Source organism: Actinomadura chokoriensis (genome assembly GCF_041463665.1).
GTDB classification, from domain to species: domain Bacteria; phylum Actinomycetota; class Actinomycetes; order Streptosporangiales; family Streptosporangiaceae; genus Spirillospora; species Spirillospora chokoriensis_A.
The window spans coordinates 1-16135 of the sequence record NZ_JAXCEJ010000015.1; the positions used below are offsets into that span (position 1 = coordinate 1).

Below are 16135 nucleotides of genomic sequence, written 5' to 3' on the forward strand. Positions count from 1 at the left end.
CCCAGCACGACCTCGACGAGATCGCCCGCCAGCTCAACGGACGCCCCCGCCACACCCTGAACTGGAAAACCCCAGCCCAAACACTCAACGAGTACCTCGTTGCAACAGCCGCTTGACATCGCCGCGCCGGAAGCAACAACACGCCGCAAGTCAACGAAGTAGCGACCTGGTCGACGTTCGTGGACACCGCACTAGACGTTCAGGTCGAACTCGTTCGCCTTCACCCGACGCGCGAACGTCCGCCACTCAGCGGCACCGAACGCCAACCGCGGACCGTCCGGGTCCTTGGAATCCCGCACCGCGATCTCCGGGGCGAAAGTCGCGACCTCTACGCACTCACCACCCTGGTGTCCGCTCCGGCTGCTCTTCCGCCACTGGCTGCCCGACACCTCTGAGGTGCTCATAGCTGCTCCATCGTGTGTTGGATCATGGCCAACGACTCCTTGGCGGAGAGCGTGTGGCCTTGGACCAGATCCCACGTTACGACTTGCAGCGCAACCCTGTCGCGCTGCTTCAGCAGCATCCCCTCCCCCGAGGACTCTGTGTAGGCGACTTCCGGCCCATCCTCAAAGCCGAGGAGAATAAAGCTCCCCGTCAAGCCCGCGTGATATCCCGCGCTATACGGCACGATCTGGACCTGAGTTCTCTTGCGGCGCCCTACTTCCAGCAGAGCAGCGAGTTGATCGCGCATCACCTCCTGGCCTCCTACATTTCGACGGATGACACCCTCGTCCAGTATGAGGAATGTGTGTGGAGGGTCTGATCTATCGAATATCGCCTTCCGTTCCATACGCTCGGCGACGAGCCTTTCGGAGGCCGATCCCATGATGCCGCTGATCACCATGGTCGCGTATGCCTCGGTCTGGAAGAGGCCGCTGATCAGGTTAGTGCTGAAAATGCGGAGGTGGCTGGCCTTCTTTTCGTAGCCGAGATACTCCGGGAAGCCCGGCGGGAGGATGGCGAGGTGGCGGGTTTCGTTGATGCGTTCCAGCAGGCGCAGGAACAGGCCGTCCGTCTTGAAGAACGTGTCGAGGGCGGCGGCGAACTCTTCGGACGGCAGGTTCTTGCACAACTCGACCTGGCCGACGTAGGAGTCGGCGAAGCCGAGTTTCTCGGCGAGTTCTTTCTTGGTGAGCCCGGCCTGCGTCCGGCGGAACTCGACTTCCTTGGCGAACGTGACGATGGCGGGGGCTTCGTAAGGCTCTGATTTGGCGGGCATCTCGACCTCCGGGGACTGCACCCGGGGGGCGGGTGCGATCGATCTTGCCTGTGGTGCATTGCAGGTAGTACTCGGTCCATTTCTCAGCGTAGCCGACCGTGTGAAGGTGGTCACACCAATCGGTCAAGGCGAGCGATCAGAGGGTTCCGGATGGATGCGCGCGAGCGGGATGAGCAGGAACTGGGGCGGCTGCGGGACGACTTCGGCGGGTGGCGGATCTGGCGGGCCGTGAAGCAGGACGGCCGGCTGGGCGAGTGGGTCGCCAGCCTGCACGACCCACGCGTGGGCGTCGAGCCGACGCTGATGTTCCCCACCGCGCCTCTGCTGCGTCAAGCGCTGCTCCAGCAGGCCGAGCAGGCGCAGGTCCGGGCCCGCTGATGCGCGCGGCGGTGGCGCGTCCCGCCATCGCCCTACGAGCGCGGCGCGGCCGGTGGACGTCCCCCCGGGCTCACCGGCCGCGCCGTCCCACGAAAGGAGAAGACATGACCGCGGGAAAGCACAGCGCGACCGGTGTCCTCGCCACCAGGCGCAACGACCGGCATGCCCACCTGGACGCGTTGCGGGCCGGTGTGGAGGCGCGGCAGGAGCTGGCGTGTGAGGTCGTCGTGCGGCGCGGTGTCGCTTGGGTGAGCGTCATCGGGCCGTCCCAGGCGAGGGTCGAGGTCGGGTGCGACTACGTCCGGTCGGGATGGTGGTTCACCTGGGCGGACGGACGACTGTTCGCACCGGTGCGGGACGTCGAGGGCGTCATCGCGCGGCTCGTCGGCGAGTTGGGGGACGCGTGAGCGCGGGAGAGCTGGGTTCGCTCGCGTTCCAGGTCGTCCTGCTCGGGGGTTCCTGCACGGCGACCGGGTGGTTTTTCGGCTTCCTCGCCGGGAGCCGGGAAGGCGGACGGGCCCCGCCGCTGGTGAAGGGTGCGACGGGGCCGTCCGGTCAGAGGATCAGGGGGTCAGGGGCAGGGTCAGGGTGGTGTCGTGCAGGTCGACCTTGACCTTCGTGCCCGCCGGGTAGCGAAGGGTGTAGGCGTGATCGGTGGCGAGGAGCATCAGGCCGATGCGGTGGCCCTTCTTGAAGACGTAGTCGTACGGCTGCATCGGCCAGGTGAAGGTGTACTCCTTGCCCGCCTTGACGGGTGTGCTGCGCCAGATGGAGTCGCGGTTGCGGACGTCCGTCCAGCCGCGCGTCACGATCTTGAAGGGGCTGACGCCGGTGGTGTACTTGCGGACGGTCCGGCAGCCCTCGTCGCTCGGGATCGAGTCGCCGTAGCACCACCTGTCGGACGTCGGGACGAAGCCGGACACGCGCTCGTCGGTGCCGTAGTCGATCAGGACGGCCGACAGGTACGGCGATCGGCCGTCGAGGGAGGCGCGGAGCTTGATCTGCGCGGTGCCGCTGAGCTTGGTCGCCTTCGTCAGCTCCGGGGTCAGGTAGACGAGCCGGTTCGGGTCGGCGCTGCCGGGGTCGGCGGCCAGGTCTTCGGCCCTGCGGGACGGGTCGTCCACGATCTGCGCGGTGCCGTTCCCGTGCTTTCCGAGTCCGGCGGACGACAGGCCCAGCCGGACGGGACGGGCGGAGGCGTCCGGCCAGTCCTTGTGCGTCTCCCAGTTGCCGGGGGTTCGCTCCAGGTCGACGCGGGGCTGGCGCATGATGTCGTTGCGCACGTCGTAGAGCTCATGCGCGAACCACAGGTTCAGCGTTTCGAGCCACACGCTCTGGCGGACGTCCAAGGGCTCGTCGTGTGCGGCCTGGTGTATCCACAGTTTCCGGTCGACGCCGGCCTTCTTGAGGCCGTCCCAGAGCAGGGACATCTGGATCGGCTTCACGTTCCAGTCGGCGAGACCGCTGGTCATGAAGACGCTGGCCTGGAAGTGCGGCGCGGATTCGGCGAAGTTCCGCTCGTCCCAGGTTCGGTTGTAGTCGCCGGTCACGCGGTCCATCTTCTTTTCGAGGTCGTGCATGACGGGCGCGCAGACGGCCGGGTCCCGGCGGGTCAGGACGGCCTTGGCGTGCAGGTCGAGGTCCTCGCCCTCCCAGCCGTCCGGAGCGACGACGCCGCCGTTGGCGCGGTACTCGTCGTACCAGTTGGAGACACCCGAAATGGAGACGACGGTCTTGAGGCCGCGGACGCGGGTCGCGGCGGTGGCCAGGGGCAGCGTGCCGTCGTAGGACTTGCCCGCCATGCCGACGTTGCCGGTCGACCAGCTCGCGCGCACCTCGCGGCCGTTCGCGTCGTAGGCCGTCGCCTTGCCGGTGAGCCATTCGACGACGGACTTCATCCCGTTCGTCTCGTTCGGGCCGACGGCGGTGGGGCAGCCGTCGGAGTCGCCCGTCCCCAGGGTGTCGGCGGCGAGGACGGCGTAGCCGCGGGAGACGAAGTAGTTGTCGTAGTAGACGCGCGAGTAGCTCGTCGCACCGGGCGGGCCTGGCGGCGGCGTCCACGGGGCGAGGCGCGGGTAGTCGGTGACGTCGGCCGGGTGGTACGGCGGGTCCTGCGTGCCCGCGAAGTAGGGGCTGCCCTCAAGGATGGAGGCGACCTTGAGCCGGCCGTCCGTCTCCTTGGGACGGGTGATGTAGACGGACACGCGGTCGCGCTTGCCGTCCCCGTCACTGTCCACGTCGGTCTCGACGAACACCTTCTCCCGGATGGCGTCCGCGAACGAGAACGTGGGCTGCGTCTTGCCGTCCTTCACCACGATGTGGGGAGGTTCGGTGTCGGCGTGCGCGGGCAGTGTGCCGGCGACCAGGCCGGCCAGGCCCGCGAGTGCCGCTACGGGCAGGAGTGATGGTCTCAACGTCCGCTCCCTGAAGGCTGACAGAAACCTGATCAGCGTCCAGAGCGGGCATAGCCCCCGTCAACGGTGATTGTTAACAAAGCGGTTCGCAGCGGGGGCCCGCCTCGCCACGTGCGGGGGCCGACCCGTCAACCGACCTGGAAACCGAGAACGATCGACCGCTCGGGCTCCGACAGGTACTGGGTGTAGATCTGGACCTGGTTCAGCTTCGGCGGGCCGTCGGTCGTGACGGTGAACTCGCAGCCGGGGTTCTCCTCGCACCTGCTCTTGGGACCGTCGAAGTACACCGATTTCACGTTGGGCTGTGCCCGCAGCCAGTTGCCGACGGCGGTGACCATGCCGTCCACGTCGCATTCGTTGCGGGAGAAGCTGGCGTCGTCGCACAGTTCCGACTCGACATAGGCTTTGCCCGCCTCGTTGGACTGGTCGATTCGCACGACCTTCCCGGGGATCGACGTCATCTTTTCGGCCAGTCGCCTGTTCGCTTCGAAGCGCGCGTGCTCCCGATCCTTGCGGGCCTCCTGCCACCGGTCCTCGATGAACGCCGCCGCGACCACCGCGAGGCCGAGCGCCAGGACGGTGGCCACCACGGCGAGCACCAGGCGGACGGCCTTCCCCTTGCGGAGGCGGGCCGGACGCCGCGACGGGTCCGGCGGCTGGGGGACGGTCGGCGGCCCGGCCGGCCGGTCTTCGGCGAGCGCGGTGAGCCGGGTGTGCAGCTCGGCGGCGGTCGGGCGCTGCGACGGAACACGGTGCAGCAGCGCTCTGAGCACCGGTTCCAGCGGGCCGGCGCGCACCGGCGGCTCGGGGTCCTTAGTGGCGATGGCGACGAAGACCGCCCCGGTGCCCGCACCCCCGAACGGAGGGCGTCCCTCCACCGCGGTGTAGAGAGTGGCTCCCAGTGACCACAGGTCAGAGGCGGCCGTGACCTCCTCACCGTGTACCTGCTCGGGTGACATGTAGGCGGGAGTGCCCAGGACCGCGCCCGTCGCGGTCAGGGTCGCGTCGCCCTCGACGGCGGCGATGCCGAAGTCGGTCAGGACGACGCGGTCCTCCTCCAGCAGGACGTTGGCGGGCTTGATGTCGCGGTGCGTGATGCCCGCCTGGTGGGCCGCCCGCAAAGCGTCCAGCACCCGCAGTCCGATCTGCGCGACCTGGCTGGGCGGCAGCGGCCCCTCGGCTTTGAGCAGGTCGTCCAGGGAACGTCCGCGCACCAGTTCCATGACGATCCAGGGCCGCCCGTCCGGGCCGGTGACGCGATCGTGCACGGTGACGATCCCCGGATGCCTCAGCCGGGCGGCGGCGCGCGCCTCCCGGTCCAGCCGGGCGATCCAGGTCTGCCGCCCGGCGTCGTCCAGCTGCTCGGGGAGGCGCAGTTCCTTGACCGCCACCTCGCGGTCGAGGTTCTCGTCGTGGGCGCGCCAGACCGCGCCCATGCCGCCGCGGCCCAGCAGTGACACCAGCCGGTACCGGCCGGCCAGCACCCGCGTCCCCGCTGCCGCCTCCTGCCGCGTGGCGTCCTGTCTCAGCGGCTCCACCGGCGGCTCCCCTCACCGGAACATCCATGTCTGATCGACCCGAATTGAGATCATCTCAGACGCCGGGAGCCACGGAGGCCCGACGACGCATCGGTGGGGTCTCCCGGCCAGGTCAGGCGATGCGGTCGATGATCAGCGGGTGGAGGGACGGGACTCCGCCCTCCTCGATCTCGTAGGCGCCGTCCAGGGATTCCAGGGCTCGGGCGAAACGCTCCTCGTCGTCGGCGTGCAGGGTGAGGAGGGGCTGCCCCGCGCTGACCGTGTCGCCCGGCTTGGCGTGGCAGATCACGCCCGCGCCGAACGACACCGGGTCCTCCTTGCGGGCGCGGCCGGCGCCGAGGCGCCAGGCGGCGACGCCGACGCCGTAGGCGTCCAGCCGGGTCAGCACGCCCGAGGACGGGGCCGTGATCGTGTGGGTCTCGCGGGCGGACGGCAGCGGCGCGTCCGGGTCGCCGCCCTGGGCGGTGATCATGCGGCGCCAGACGTCCATGGCCGAGCCGTCCTTCAGGGCGTCGGCCGGGTCCGTCGACGTGAGCCCGGCGGCGGCGAGCATCTCGCGGGCCAGGGTCAGCGTCAGTTCGACCACGTCGGACGGGCCGCCGCCGGCCAGGACCTCGACCGACTCGGCGACCTCGACGGCGTTGCCGACCGCGTTGCCGAGCGGGCGGTCCATGGCCGTCAGCAGCGCGACGGTGCGCAGGCCGTGGTCGGTGCCGATCGCGACCATCGTCTCGGCCAGCTCGCGGGCGTTCTCCGCCGTCTTCATGAAGGCGCCCGAGCCGACCTTCACGTCCAGGACGAGCGCCCCCGTCCCCTCGGCGATCTTCTTCGACATGATCGAGGAGGCGATGAGCGGGATCGACTCGACGGTCCCCGTCACGTCGCGGAGGGCGTAGAGCTTGCGGTCGGCGGGGGCCAGGCCGCCGCCCGCCGCGCAGATCACCGCTCCGGCGGAGCGCAGGACGTCGAGCATCTCCGCGTTCGACAGCGACGCCCGCCAGCCCGGGATCGACTCCAGCTTGTCGAGCGTGCCGCCCGTATGGCCGAGGCCGCGGCCCGACAGCTGCGGGACGGCCGCGCCGCACGCGGCCACCAGCGGCGCCAGCGGCAGCGTGATCTTGTCGCCGACGCCGCCCGTGGAGTGCTTGTCGGTGGTCGGACGGTCCAGCCCCGACCAGTCCATCCGCTCGCCGGAGCGGATCATCGCCTCCGTCCAGCGCGCCACCTCGGCCCGGGTCATGCCGTTCAGCAGGATCGCCATCGCGAGCGCCGACATCTGCTCCTCGGCGATCGCGCCGCGGGTGTAGGCGTCCACCGCCCAGTCGATCTGCGCGGGGCTCAGCGCCCCGCCGTCGCGCTTGGCGCGGATGACGTCAATGGCGTCCACGGGTCACGCCCTCTCGATCAGGTCGTCGGGGCCGAACGCGTCCGGCAGGACGTCCGACATCGGCAGGATGCCGCGGGCGGTCTCCAGCAGCATCGGCGCGCCGCCGTGCTCCCAGAGGAGCTGGCGGCAGCGCCCGCACGGCATCACCGGGTCGCCGTGCTTGTCGACCACCGACACGGCGACCAGGCGCGGCCGCTTCGACCTGCCGGGGCCGTGCAGCGCTGACACGAGCGAGCATTCCGCGCAGAGCCCGACCCCGTAGGAGGCGTTCTCGACGTTGCATCCGGTGATGACCCGGCCGTCGTCCGCCAGCGCGGCGGCGCCGACCGGGAAACCCGAGTACGGGCAGTACGCGCGCGTCATCGCCTCCCGCGCGGCGTCGCGCAGGGCGGGCCAGTCGATCTCCATACCGGCTATTTTGCCTCGCCCCGCCGGTACCGCAGCCCGTTGGCGGCGGGCATCCGGAGCCGCTGGCTGGCCAAGGCCAGGACGAGCAGCGTCGTCAGGTGCGGGGTGAAGGAGACCAGCTCACCGGGGACGATCTCGCTCAGCAGGAACCAGCTGAGCAGCCCGGCGGCCGCGACCAGCGACAGGACGGCGCCGAGGTAGGCGTTGCGGACCTCGCGGCGGCCGAGGTCGGTGACCACCTGGCCGCGCAGCCGGTTCGCCCTGATCGCCTGCCAGACGGCGACGCCGATCAGCAGGATCGCCACGAACAGCAGCAGCGCGTGGACGGACTGCCCGCCGCCGCGCACGTTCATCGCGTCGGTGTAGCCGAACAGCAGCGACCCCGCGGCCAGCCCGCCGGGACGCCAGTTGCCGAAGATCATGGCGGCGAGGCCGATGAAGCCGCGGCCGTTCGTCTGGCCGTCCTGGTAGAGCGCGCCGGCGACGATGACGAGGAACGCGCCCGCCAGGCCGGAGAACGCCCCGGAGATGATCACGGCGGCGTACTTCATCCGGTACACCTGCACGCCGAGCGACTCGGCGGCGTACGGGTCCTCGCCGCAGGAGCGGATCCGCAGACCGAACGGCGTCCGCCACAGGATCAGGAAGCTCAGCGGGACCAGCAGCAGCGCCACCAGCGTCAGCAGCGACATGTCGCTGGTCAGCCCGCGCAGGATGCCCGCGATGTCGGAGACCAGGAACCAGTGGTGGCTCTCCAGCGAGCCGAGCCAGTCGGGGCTCTCCCAGCCGCCCAGCTTGCCGCCGGACAGCACCGGCAGCGTCAACGTCGTGATCGGATCGACCGGCGGCGACTGCCGGGGGCCGCCGCCGAGGGCCTTCGCCTCGCCCGTGTCGAAGATCAGGCCGGCGAGGAACTGCGTCAGCCCCAGCCCGAGGATGTTGATCGCGACACCGGACACGATGTGGTCGACGCCGAACGACACGGTCGCGATGGCGTGCAGCAGCCCGCCGAGCGCGCCGCCGATGATCCCGGCGAGGACGCCGATCCACGGGCCCCACTGGTAGCCGGCCCAGGCGCCCGTCCAGGTGCCGAGGATCATCATGCCCTCGAGGCCGATGTTGATCACGCCGGACCGCTCGGACCACAGCCCGCCGAGACCGGCGAGGAAGATCGGCACGGCGAGGCGCAGCGAGGCGCTGACCGTCCCGCTGGAGGTCACCGGCTCGGCGTCGTCGATCACCCGGACCAGCGACAGCAGCACCAGCAGACCGGAGGCGATCAGCAGGTAGTGCGGCCAGCGCAGCCGGAACTTGCCGTTCACGGCCTTCTTGACGGGGGCCGGCGTGGTCACGGCGCTCATGAGGCGCTCCCAGCGGCCTCGCGGGCCAGATCGTTGCCGGTGGCCAGCTCGGCGGCGACGGTGCGCTGCTGGAGCCGGATCTCCCAGCGCCGGACGAGCTCGTACACGATGACGACGGTCAGCACGACCACGCCCTGCATGACCCCGACGATCTCCTTCGGCACTTCGACCTCCTGGAGAATGTCGGAGGTCTGGTCGAGGAACGCGAACAGCAGCGCGGCGAGCGCGATGCCGACCGGATGGTTGCGGCCGAGCAGCGCGACCGTGATGCCGGTGAAGCCGAGCCCGGCCGGGAAGTTCTGGGAGTACTCGAACGAGGCGCCGAGCAGCTCCGGCATGCCGATCAGGCCGGCCACCACGCCGGACGCGATCATCGTGTAGACGATCATGCGGCGGGCGTTGACGCCGCTGGCCTGCGCGGCGGACGGCGACAGCCCCGAGATCTTCAGGTCGAACCCGAACCGGGTGTAGTTGATGACGACCCAGAACGCGATGCCGACCAGGATCGCGAGCGGCAGCAGCCCGTACACGTCGCCGGGCAGGTCGATGCCGATCGAGGACAAGAAGCCGTTCAGCGACCCGACCCGTCCCGACTCGGGGATCTGCGCGGTGGCGACCTTGTTGCTACCCGGCAGGACATCGGCGAGCCGCTTGTCGTTCAGCAGGTAGGCGATGAGGCCCGTCGCGATCGCGTTCAGCATGATCGTGGACAGCACCTCGCTGACCCCGCGGGTCACCTTCAACACGCCCGCGATCGCGGCCCACAGCCCGCCGACGACCATCGCGGCGACGATGACGAGGATCTGGCCGAACGGCGCGGGCAGCGTCAGCGCGCCGCCGAGCGCGGCGGCGAGGAACGCGGCCATCCGGTACTGGCCGTCCACGCCGATGTTCAGCAGCGCCATCCGGAAGCCGATCGCGACCGCGACCGCCGACAGGTAGTACCGGGTCGCGCGGTTGACGATGTCGACGATCGAGTTCTCGGTGGTCCCGTAGTCGATCATGCTCTGGATCGAGCTGATCGGGTCGGCGCCGGTGACCCGCAGCAGGATCATCGTGATGCCGAGCGAGATCAGCAGCGCCAGCACCGGCGCGCCGATCTTCAGCCCCAGCCCGGTCGGGCCCAGCCCGCGCAGGATCGCCTTCCAGGAAGGCACCGTCTCCGGCCCCGCCGGACCGGGCGCCTCACCGCCGGGAGCGCCGGACGTGTCACCGCCGGACGCCGCCTTCGACGGCTCCTCCGGCAGTTCCGGTTCCTTCGTGCCGGTCATGAGGCGCCGCCCGCGCCGGTCATGGCGGAGCCGAGCTCCTCGGGGGTGACGGTCCGCGGATCGACCTCCGCGACCAGCCGTCCCCGCAGGATCACGTGCAGGGTGTCGGACATTCCGATGAGTTCCTCAAGATCGGCGCTGATCAGCAGCACGGCCAGCCCGTCCGCGCGGGCCTGCCGCAGATGGTCCCAGATGGCGGCCTGGGCGCCGACGTCGATGCCGCGCGTCGGATGCGCGGCGATCAGCAGGCGCGGGTCGCCGGACATCTCCCGCCCGACGATGAGCTTCTGCTGGTTGCCGCCCGACAGCGCGGCGGCGGGCACCTCGATGCCCGGCGTCCGGACGTCGTACTCGCGGACGATCCGGGTCGTGTCGCGGCGGGCGCCGCGCCGGTCGACCCACGGGCCGCGGACGTTCGGCTTCTGGGTCTGGTGCCCCAGCATCCGGTTCTCCCAGAGGGTCCCCTCCAGGACGAGGCCGTGCCGGTGCCGGTCCTCGGGAATGTAGGCGATGCCCGCTTCGCGGCGCCGCCGGGTCGCCCACTGGGTGATGTCGTCGCCGCCGTAGACGATCGTCCCCGCGTCCGCCTTGCGGGTGCCCATGATCGCTTCGATGAGCTCGCTCTGCCCGTTGCCCTCGACCCCGGCCAGCCCGACGATCTCGCCGCGGCGGATGCGCAGCGACACGCCGTCCACCACCGGACGGCCCTCGCCGGTGAGCACCGTCAGCCCGCCGATCTCCAGCTGGACGTCCTCGGTGACGGTGGACTCGCGCAGCTCGGGGGTGGGCAGCTCGGACCCGACCATCAGCTCGGCCAGCCGCCGGGAGGTGACCTCCCGCGGGTCGATCCGGGTCGCGACGGTGGTGCCGCGCCGGATCACCGAGATGGTGTCGGCGACGGTCAGCACCTCGTCCAGCTTGTGCGAGATGAACAGCACGGTGAGGCCCTCGGCGCGCAGGTCCCGCAGGTTGCCGAACAGCTCCTCGACCTCGTGCGGGACGAGCACGGCGGTCGGCTCGTCCAGGATCAGCACGCGGGCGCCCCGGTAGAGCACCTTGAGGATCTCCACGCGCTGCCGCTCGCCGACGCCGAGGTCCTCCACCAGCGTGTCCGGGGCGACGCGCAGCCCGTACGCCCGCGACATCTCCGCGATCCTGGCGCGGGCGGCGGCGAAGTCGATCCGGCCGCGCCGCAGCCCCTTGCCGCGGGGCTCGGCGCCGAGGACCACGTTCTCCAGCACGGTCAGGTTGTCCGCCAGCTTGAAGTGCTGGTGGACCATGCCGATGCCCCGGCCGATCGCGTCGGCCGGGGAACGGAAGGAGACCTGCTCCCCGTCGACCTCGATGGTGCCCTCGTCCGGCTTCTGCATCCCGTAGAGGATCTTCATCAGCGTGGACTTGCCGGCGCCGTTCTCGCCGCAGAGCGCGTGCACCTCGCCGCGCTCGATGACGAGGTCGATGTCGCGGTTGGCCACCACTCCGGGGAACCGCTTGGTGATCGATGTCAGCCGTACGGCCGGCACCTGGTCAGGCACGAGTGCCCCTCCTGCCTCGAACATGCTGTGTACAGGGCGGACGCGCCGCCGCACCGGGAGCCACCCGTCCAGGTGACTCCCGGTGCGCGGTCAGGGCCGACAAGGCCGGCCCCACGTCACCGTGCGGGTGGGTTCCCGCACTCCCGGACCGCCGGGTCAGGCCTTCGTCGGGACCTTGATCTCGCCGCTGACGATCTTGGCCTTCAGCTCGTCCAGCTTGGCCTTGATGTCGTCGACGCCGCCGCCGGACGTGGAGTAGCCGACCCCGTCGTTGCTCAGGTCGTAGGTCGTGGTGCCCGCCTTGAACGAGTTCTTCGCGACGCTCTCCACGAAGTCGAACACCGAGACGTCCACGTGCTTCACCATGGAGGTGAGGATGTGCTGCTTCACCCCGGCGACCGCAGGCTGGTTGTACTGGTCGGAGTCGACGCCGATGGCCGACTTGCCGGCCGCGCCGACGGTCTTGATGACGCCGATGCCGGCGCCGCCCGCGGCGTGGTAGATGACGTCCGCGCCCTGGTCGAGCTGGCCCTTGGCGGCCTCGTTGCCGAGCCCGGTGTCCTTGAAGCCGTTGAAGTTCGGCGGCTGCGTCAGGTACTTGGGCGGCAGGACCTTGATGCCCGGCTTGGCCTGCTTCGCACCTGCCTCGTAGCCGGCCCAGAACTTGTGGATCAGCGGCACGTTGACGCCGCCGATGAACCCGATCGTCCCGCTCTTGGACTTCAGCGCCGCGGCGGCGCCGACCAGGAAGGAGCCCTGCTCCTCGGCGAAGCAGGCGCCGCTGACGTTCGCGCCCTCGACCTTGCACTGGTCGGCGTCGACGACGAGGAACTTGGTGTTGGGGAAGTCCTTGGCGACCTTGTTGATCGAGGCGGTGTAGGCGAAGCCGACCCCGATGATCGGGTTGTAGTTCTTGTTGGCGAGCAGCCGCAGGCGCGACTCCTTGTCGGAGTCCGGCTCGTCCGGCTTGGCCGAGATCTCCTCGGTCTTGACGTCCAGGTCCTTCTTGGCCTTGTCCAGTCCGGCGGCGGCCGAGTCGTTGAAGGACTGGTCACCGCGGCCGCCGATGTCGAAGGCCAGGCCGATCTTGAGGGCCTTCTTGCCGCCCTCGCCGGCCCCTCCATCGTCGTCCGCCTTCTTGCCACCGCATGCGGAAGCGCTGAGCAGCAGCGCCGCACCCGTCACGGTGACGAGCGAAGTCTTCAGTCCACGGCGCAAGGTAGCGCTCCTTCCGTTCCCCACCCACGGTCCGGCGACCGGTCCGGTCACCGAAATCGATCGGACGCTACCCCGCGAAAGAGGGCAAACTTCCGCCCTGCACTGATTCGCAATGCGTCCGTTACCAATGCGTACGCATATCGCCACAGGTCAGCGGCGACGCCCGTGTCTCGGGTCGGCTCGCGGACGCATCGCGGCACGTGGGAAACGGTGGGGGACGAGGATCACACTGGGTGATCGCCGTGGTGAGAGTCAGGCCAGGGCCGCGCCCTGGATCGGCTCGGCGTCGCCGGGACGGCCGCCCTCCCACAGCGCGGTCAGCGCGGTCGCGCTCAGCACCCGCAGGCCGACCGCGACGCACCGCTCGTCGACGTCGAAGTCGCCGCGGTGCAGGTCGTACTCGCCCGGCGAGCCGGGCGTGCGGACGCCGAGCCGGGCGAGCGCGCCGGGGATCGACTCCAGGTACCAGCCGAAGTCCTCGCCGCCGAGGCTCTGCGGGGTCGGGACGACGCCCTCCTCGTCCATGACCTGCGCGGCGGCGTCGCGGAACATCTGCACGCTGGCCGCCTCGTTCACGGTCGGCGGGACGCCCCGCACGTATTCGAGGGACGCCTCCACGTCGTAGGCGGCGGCGACCGACTGCAGCAGCGCCTTCATCATCTCCGGCGCGCGGTGCCACGCCTCGTCGTCCAGGCAGCGGACGGTGCCCTCGGCGATTCCGTCGTCCGGGATGGCGTTGGCGACGGACCCGGCCGAGACGCGCCCCCACACCAGCGACAGGCTGGAGCGCGGGTCGACGCGCCGCGACAGCGCGGACGGCAGCTCGGTGACGATCTTGGCGAGCGCGTACACGAGGTCGGCGGTCAGGTGCGGCCGGGCGGTGTGCCCGCCGGGGCCGGTGACCTTCACGTACACCTTGTCGCAGGCCGCGGTGATCGGTCCGGTGCGCAGGCCCAGCTGGCCGACCTCGATGCGGGGGTCGCAGTGCAGCGCGAACGCGCGGTCCACGCCCGCGATGCCGCCCGCGGCCATCACGTCGAGCGCACCGCCGGGGGTCTCCTCGGCGGGCTGGAACAGCAGCCGGACGCGGCCCGGCAGCAGCCCGGCCTCGGCCTGCTGCGCGAGGAACAGCCCCGCGCCCAGCACCATCGTGGTGTGGACGTCGTGGCCGCACGCGTGCGCGACGCCGGGGATCGTCGACCGGTAGGGGACGCCTTCCTTCTCGTCCTGCAGCGGGAGGGCGTCGATGTCGGCGCGCAGCGCGACCGTGGTGCCGTCGGCGGGGCCGATGTCGCAGAACAGGCCGGTGCCCTTGGGCAGGACCACCGGGTGCAGGCCCGCGGCGCGCAGCCGCTCGGCGATCTTCGCGGTGGTCCGGTGCTCGGCGTAGCCCAGTTCGGGGTGGGCGTGCAGGTCGCGGCGGAACGCGATCAGCTCGTCCTCGTGCGCGGCCAGGAACGCGTCGAGCTGCGGTTGCAGGACGGCGCCGCCGAGCACCGCGGGCACGATCGGGTGGCCCCGGCCGGGGACCGCCGGGGCGCCTGCCGCCGGCCCGTTGACCGCTCCGTTGAGACGCGCGGCGTCGGAACCGGCGTCCCGGTCCACGGGGTCGGCGGCGGTGGGTGGTTCAAGGCCGGGCATCACCCCGGGTCCCGGATGTGTCATCTGCGCCCCCTGCGCGACGGCGGAGCCGAACGGCGCCCGCCCGATGGTGTTCTCGTTCTCGGGAACGTTCTCTGCCTCTGCGATCTGTTCGCTCTCCGGCGTCTTCGGGTTCACGGCCCGGCCCGCGCCGCCCCTCCGGCGCGCGCCGCCCGCCCGGCCGTCCGGGCCGGTCGCCGGCCGTTGCGGCCTCTCAGGCTCCGGCATGAACGACCTCCCCCAGTGTGACGAACCGGTCCTCCGCGAGCTCGGTGATCGCCGCGTCGACGATGTTCTCCAGCGTCCCGCCCTCGGCCCGGATCGCGCGCTGCCGCTCGTACGGCGCCCCGTGCTCCAGCACCTCGCCGGCGACCTTCAGCTCCTCGGCGCAGCCGAGCCGGTCGGCCACCGGCTCCAGCTCCCTGATCAGCTCGTACAGGTCGTCGCGGAGCGGTGCGGTGTTGCCGCTGTCGTCGGTGATGACGATGGCGTCGAGCCCGTACCTGGTCGCGCGCCACTTGTTGTCGCGCACCACCCAGGCGGCCGGCCTCGGCAGGGTGTAGCCGCGGTCGAGCTGCTGGTCGAACAGCGTGACCAGGCTCTGGCACAGCGCCGCCGCCATGCCCACCTCACGCATGGTGGGAATGCCGTCGAACATCCTGATCTCGATCGTCCCGAAGTCGGGGTGCGGCCGGATGTCCCACCAGACGTCCTTGATGCTCCTTATCGTTCCCGAACGCAGGAGCGTGTCCATGTAATCCTCGAAGGCCGCCCAGTCGTCCAACAGGTGGGGTGGTCCGGCCGTCGGCATCTGACCGAAGACGATCGCCCTGCAGGACGCGAGGCCGGTGTCCCCGGCGCTCCAGAACGGGCTGGACGCGGTGAGCGCCAGGAAGTGCGGAAGGTAGGACGAGAGCGCGTTGACGATCGGGATCGCCTTGGCGCCGTCGGAGATGCCGACGTGCACGTGAACGCCGAACGTCTGGATGCGCCGGGCCAGCCACTGCATCTCCTCGACGAGCTGGGCGTAGCGGCCCATGGGGGCGGTGACCGCGTCCCGCCAGTCGCTGATCGGGTGGGTGCCGGTGCAGGCCAGCGCGATGCCGCGCTCGGCGGCGGCGCCGCGCAGCGCGGTGAGCGTGCCGGACAGGTCGGCCTTGGCCTGGCCCACGGTGTCGCAGATGCCGGTCACGATCTCGACCATCGACTCCATCAGCTCGTGCCTGATGCGCGGGTTGTCGCCGTCCAGGCTGAGCGTGGGCAGGTCGGCGAGCACCTCGCGTGCGTCCTGCCGCAGGTGCCTGGTCTCCGCATCGACGAGCTGAATCTCCCACTCGACGCCGAGCGTCGCCCCGTTCGATGCGTTGAAGTCAATGGCCACGGCCAACCTCCGTCCACAATCCTTGCAGGTCGTTGCGTGGCACGTGGCGCAATTCAGCCAGCGGGTCCCTAAGCCTGGACAAACGCCGGTCCAGGTCACGTGTTCGCTCCATGATGGCGCTCGTGCCCGCCACCCTGCCGGGTGTCCATGCCCTTTGTGGATCAATTGACTCATGCGGGCGAGGGAGGACCCCCTGGGGTGCTACTTTCCGATCATCGATCGCGTCCGGGGCACCACTAGATCGAACTAGTCAGTCGGCCCCAAAATACCGTTCGATGACGCACTGTGACCAATCTTTGATGTCTCCTACGTACCGTCATATCACGTATGCACCATGCGTCGCGTCCGTACCGCGCTTGACCATGTTCGCGGTCGGGTACCCCT

The 16135-nt window shown here is 70.3% G+C and carries 14 protein-coding genes and 1 pseudogene; 3 read left to right on the top strand and 12 right to left on the bottom strand.

Annotated elements, in window-relative coordinates; translation table 11 throughout:
* A pseudogene (locus tag SM418_RS37970) lies at positions 1-116 on the top strand (IS30 family transposase); the annotation flags it as partial.
* Positions 117-191: 75 nt separating this feature from the next.
* Here the strand turns inward: SM418_RS37970 and SM418_RS22360 are convergent.
* Positions 192-404 carry a DUF397 domain-containing protein gene (locus SM418_RS22360; protein WP_371942839.1) on the bottom strand — a complete coding sequence of 71 codons (213 nt, stop codon included), beginning with the start codon at positions 402-404 and terminating at the stop codon, positions 192-194.
* Positions 401-1219, bottom strand: a complete 819-nt coding sequence (locus SM418_RS22365; RefSeq protein WP_371942840.1) for a helix-turn-helix domain-containing protein — start codon at positions 1217-1219, stop codon at positions 401-403. Before SM418_RS22365 ends, SM418_RS22360 begins: the two co-directional genes overlap by 4 nt.
* A gap of 150 nt (positions 1220-1369) precedes the next feature.
* Here SM418_RS22365 and SM418_RS22370 point away from each other — a divergent pair, with 150 nt between their 5' ends.
* Positions 1370-1597, top strand: coding sequence for a hypothetical protein (locus SM418_RS22370; RefSeq protein ID WP_371942841.1), 228 nt, complete (start codon positions 1370-1372; stop codon positions 1595-1597).
* Between the two features lie 104 nt (positions 1598-1701).
* Entirely contained in the window at positions 1702-2004 is a 303-nt protein-coding gene (locus SM418_RS22375) for a hypothetical protein (protein WP_371942842.1), read from the top strand.
* A 156-nt stretch (positions 2005-2160) separates the two neighbouring features.
* On the opposite strand, the gene SM418_RS22380 is transcribed toward SM418_RS22375, so the two are convergent.
* The 10 genes from SM418_RS22380 to SM418_RS22425 form a co-directional block, all read right to left on the bottom strand.
* On the bottom strand, positions 2161-4011 hold the full coding sequence (locus SM418_RS22380; protein ID WP_371942843.1) for a Xaa-Pro dipeptidyl-peptidase: 1851 nt from the start codon (positions 4009-4011) through the stop codon (positions 2161-2163).
* Between the two features lie 128 nt (positions 4012-4139).
* Positions 4140-5549 (bottom strand): serine/threonine-protein kinase, encoded by a 1410-nt coding sequence (locus tag SM418_RS22385; protein WP_371942844.1) that lies wholly within the window; start codon positions 5547-5549, stop codon positions 4140-4142.
* A gap of 112 nt (positions 5550-5661) precedes the next feature.
* Positions 5662-6936, bottom strand: coding sequence for a thymidine phosphorylase (locus SM418_RS22390; protein WP_371942845.1), 1275 nt, complete (start codon positions 6934-6936; stop codon positions 5662-5664).
* 3 nt (positions 6937-6939) lie between these two features.
* A complete protein-coding gene (locus SM418_RS22395) occupies positions 6940-7344 on the bottom strand; it encodes a cytidine deaminase (protein ID WP_371942846.1) in 405 nt (134 codons plus the stop codon).
* Positions 7345-7349: 5 nt separating this feature from the next.
* Entirely contained in the window at positions 7350-8705 is a 1356-nt protein-coding gene (locus SM418_RS22400; RefSeq protein WP_371942847.1) for an ABC transporter permease, read from the bottom strand.
* The gene (locus SM418_RS22405; protein ID WP_371942848.1) at positions 8702-9976 is read right to left on the bottom strand and encodes an ABC transporter permease; all 1275 of its coding nucleotides are present in this window, start codon (positions 9974-9976) and stop codon (positions 8702-8704) included. Before SM418_RS22405 ends, SM418_RS22400 begins: the two co-directional genes overlap by 4 nt.
* A complete protein-coding gene (locus SM418_RS22410; protein WP_371942849.1) occupies positions 9973-11535 on the bottom strand; it encodes an ABC transporter ATP-binding protein in 1563 nt (520 codons plus the stop codon). Before SM418_RS22410 ends, SM418_RS22405 begins: the two co-directional genes overlap by 4 nt.
* A gap of 132 nt (positions 11536-11667) precedes the next feature.
* Entirely contained in the window at positions 11668-12729 is a 1062-nt protein-coding gene (locus tag SM418_RS22415; RefSeq protein WP_371942850.1) for a BMP family lipoprotein, read from the bottom strand.
* A gap of 252 nt (positions 12730-12981) precedes the next feature.
* Entirely contained in the window at positions 12982-14394 is a 1413-nt protein-coding gene (locus SM418_RS22420) for an amidohydrolase (RefSeq protein ID WP_371943026.1), read from the bottom strand.
* A 190-nt stretch (positions 14395-14584) separates the two neighbouring features.
* Complete coding sequence (locus tag SM418_RS22425; RefSeq protein WP_371942851.1) at positions 14585-15751, bottom strand: glutamate--cysteine ligase; 1167 nt, start codon at positions 15749-15751, stop codon at positions 14585-14587.
* Positions 15752-16135 lie beyond the last annotated feature (384 nt).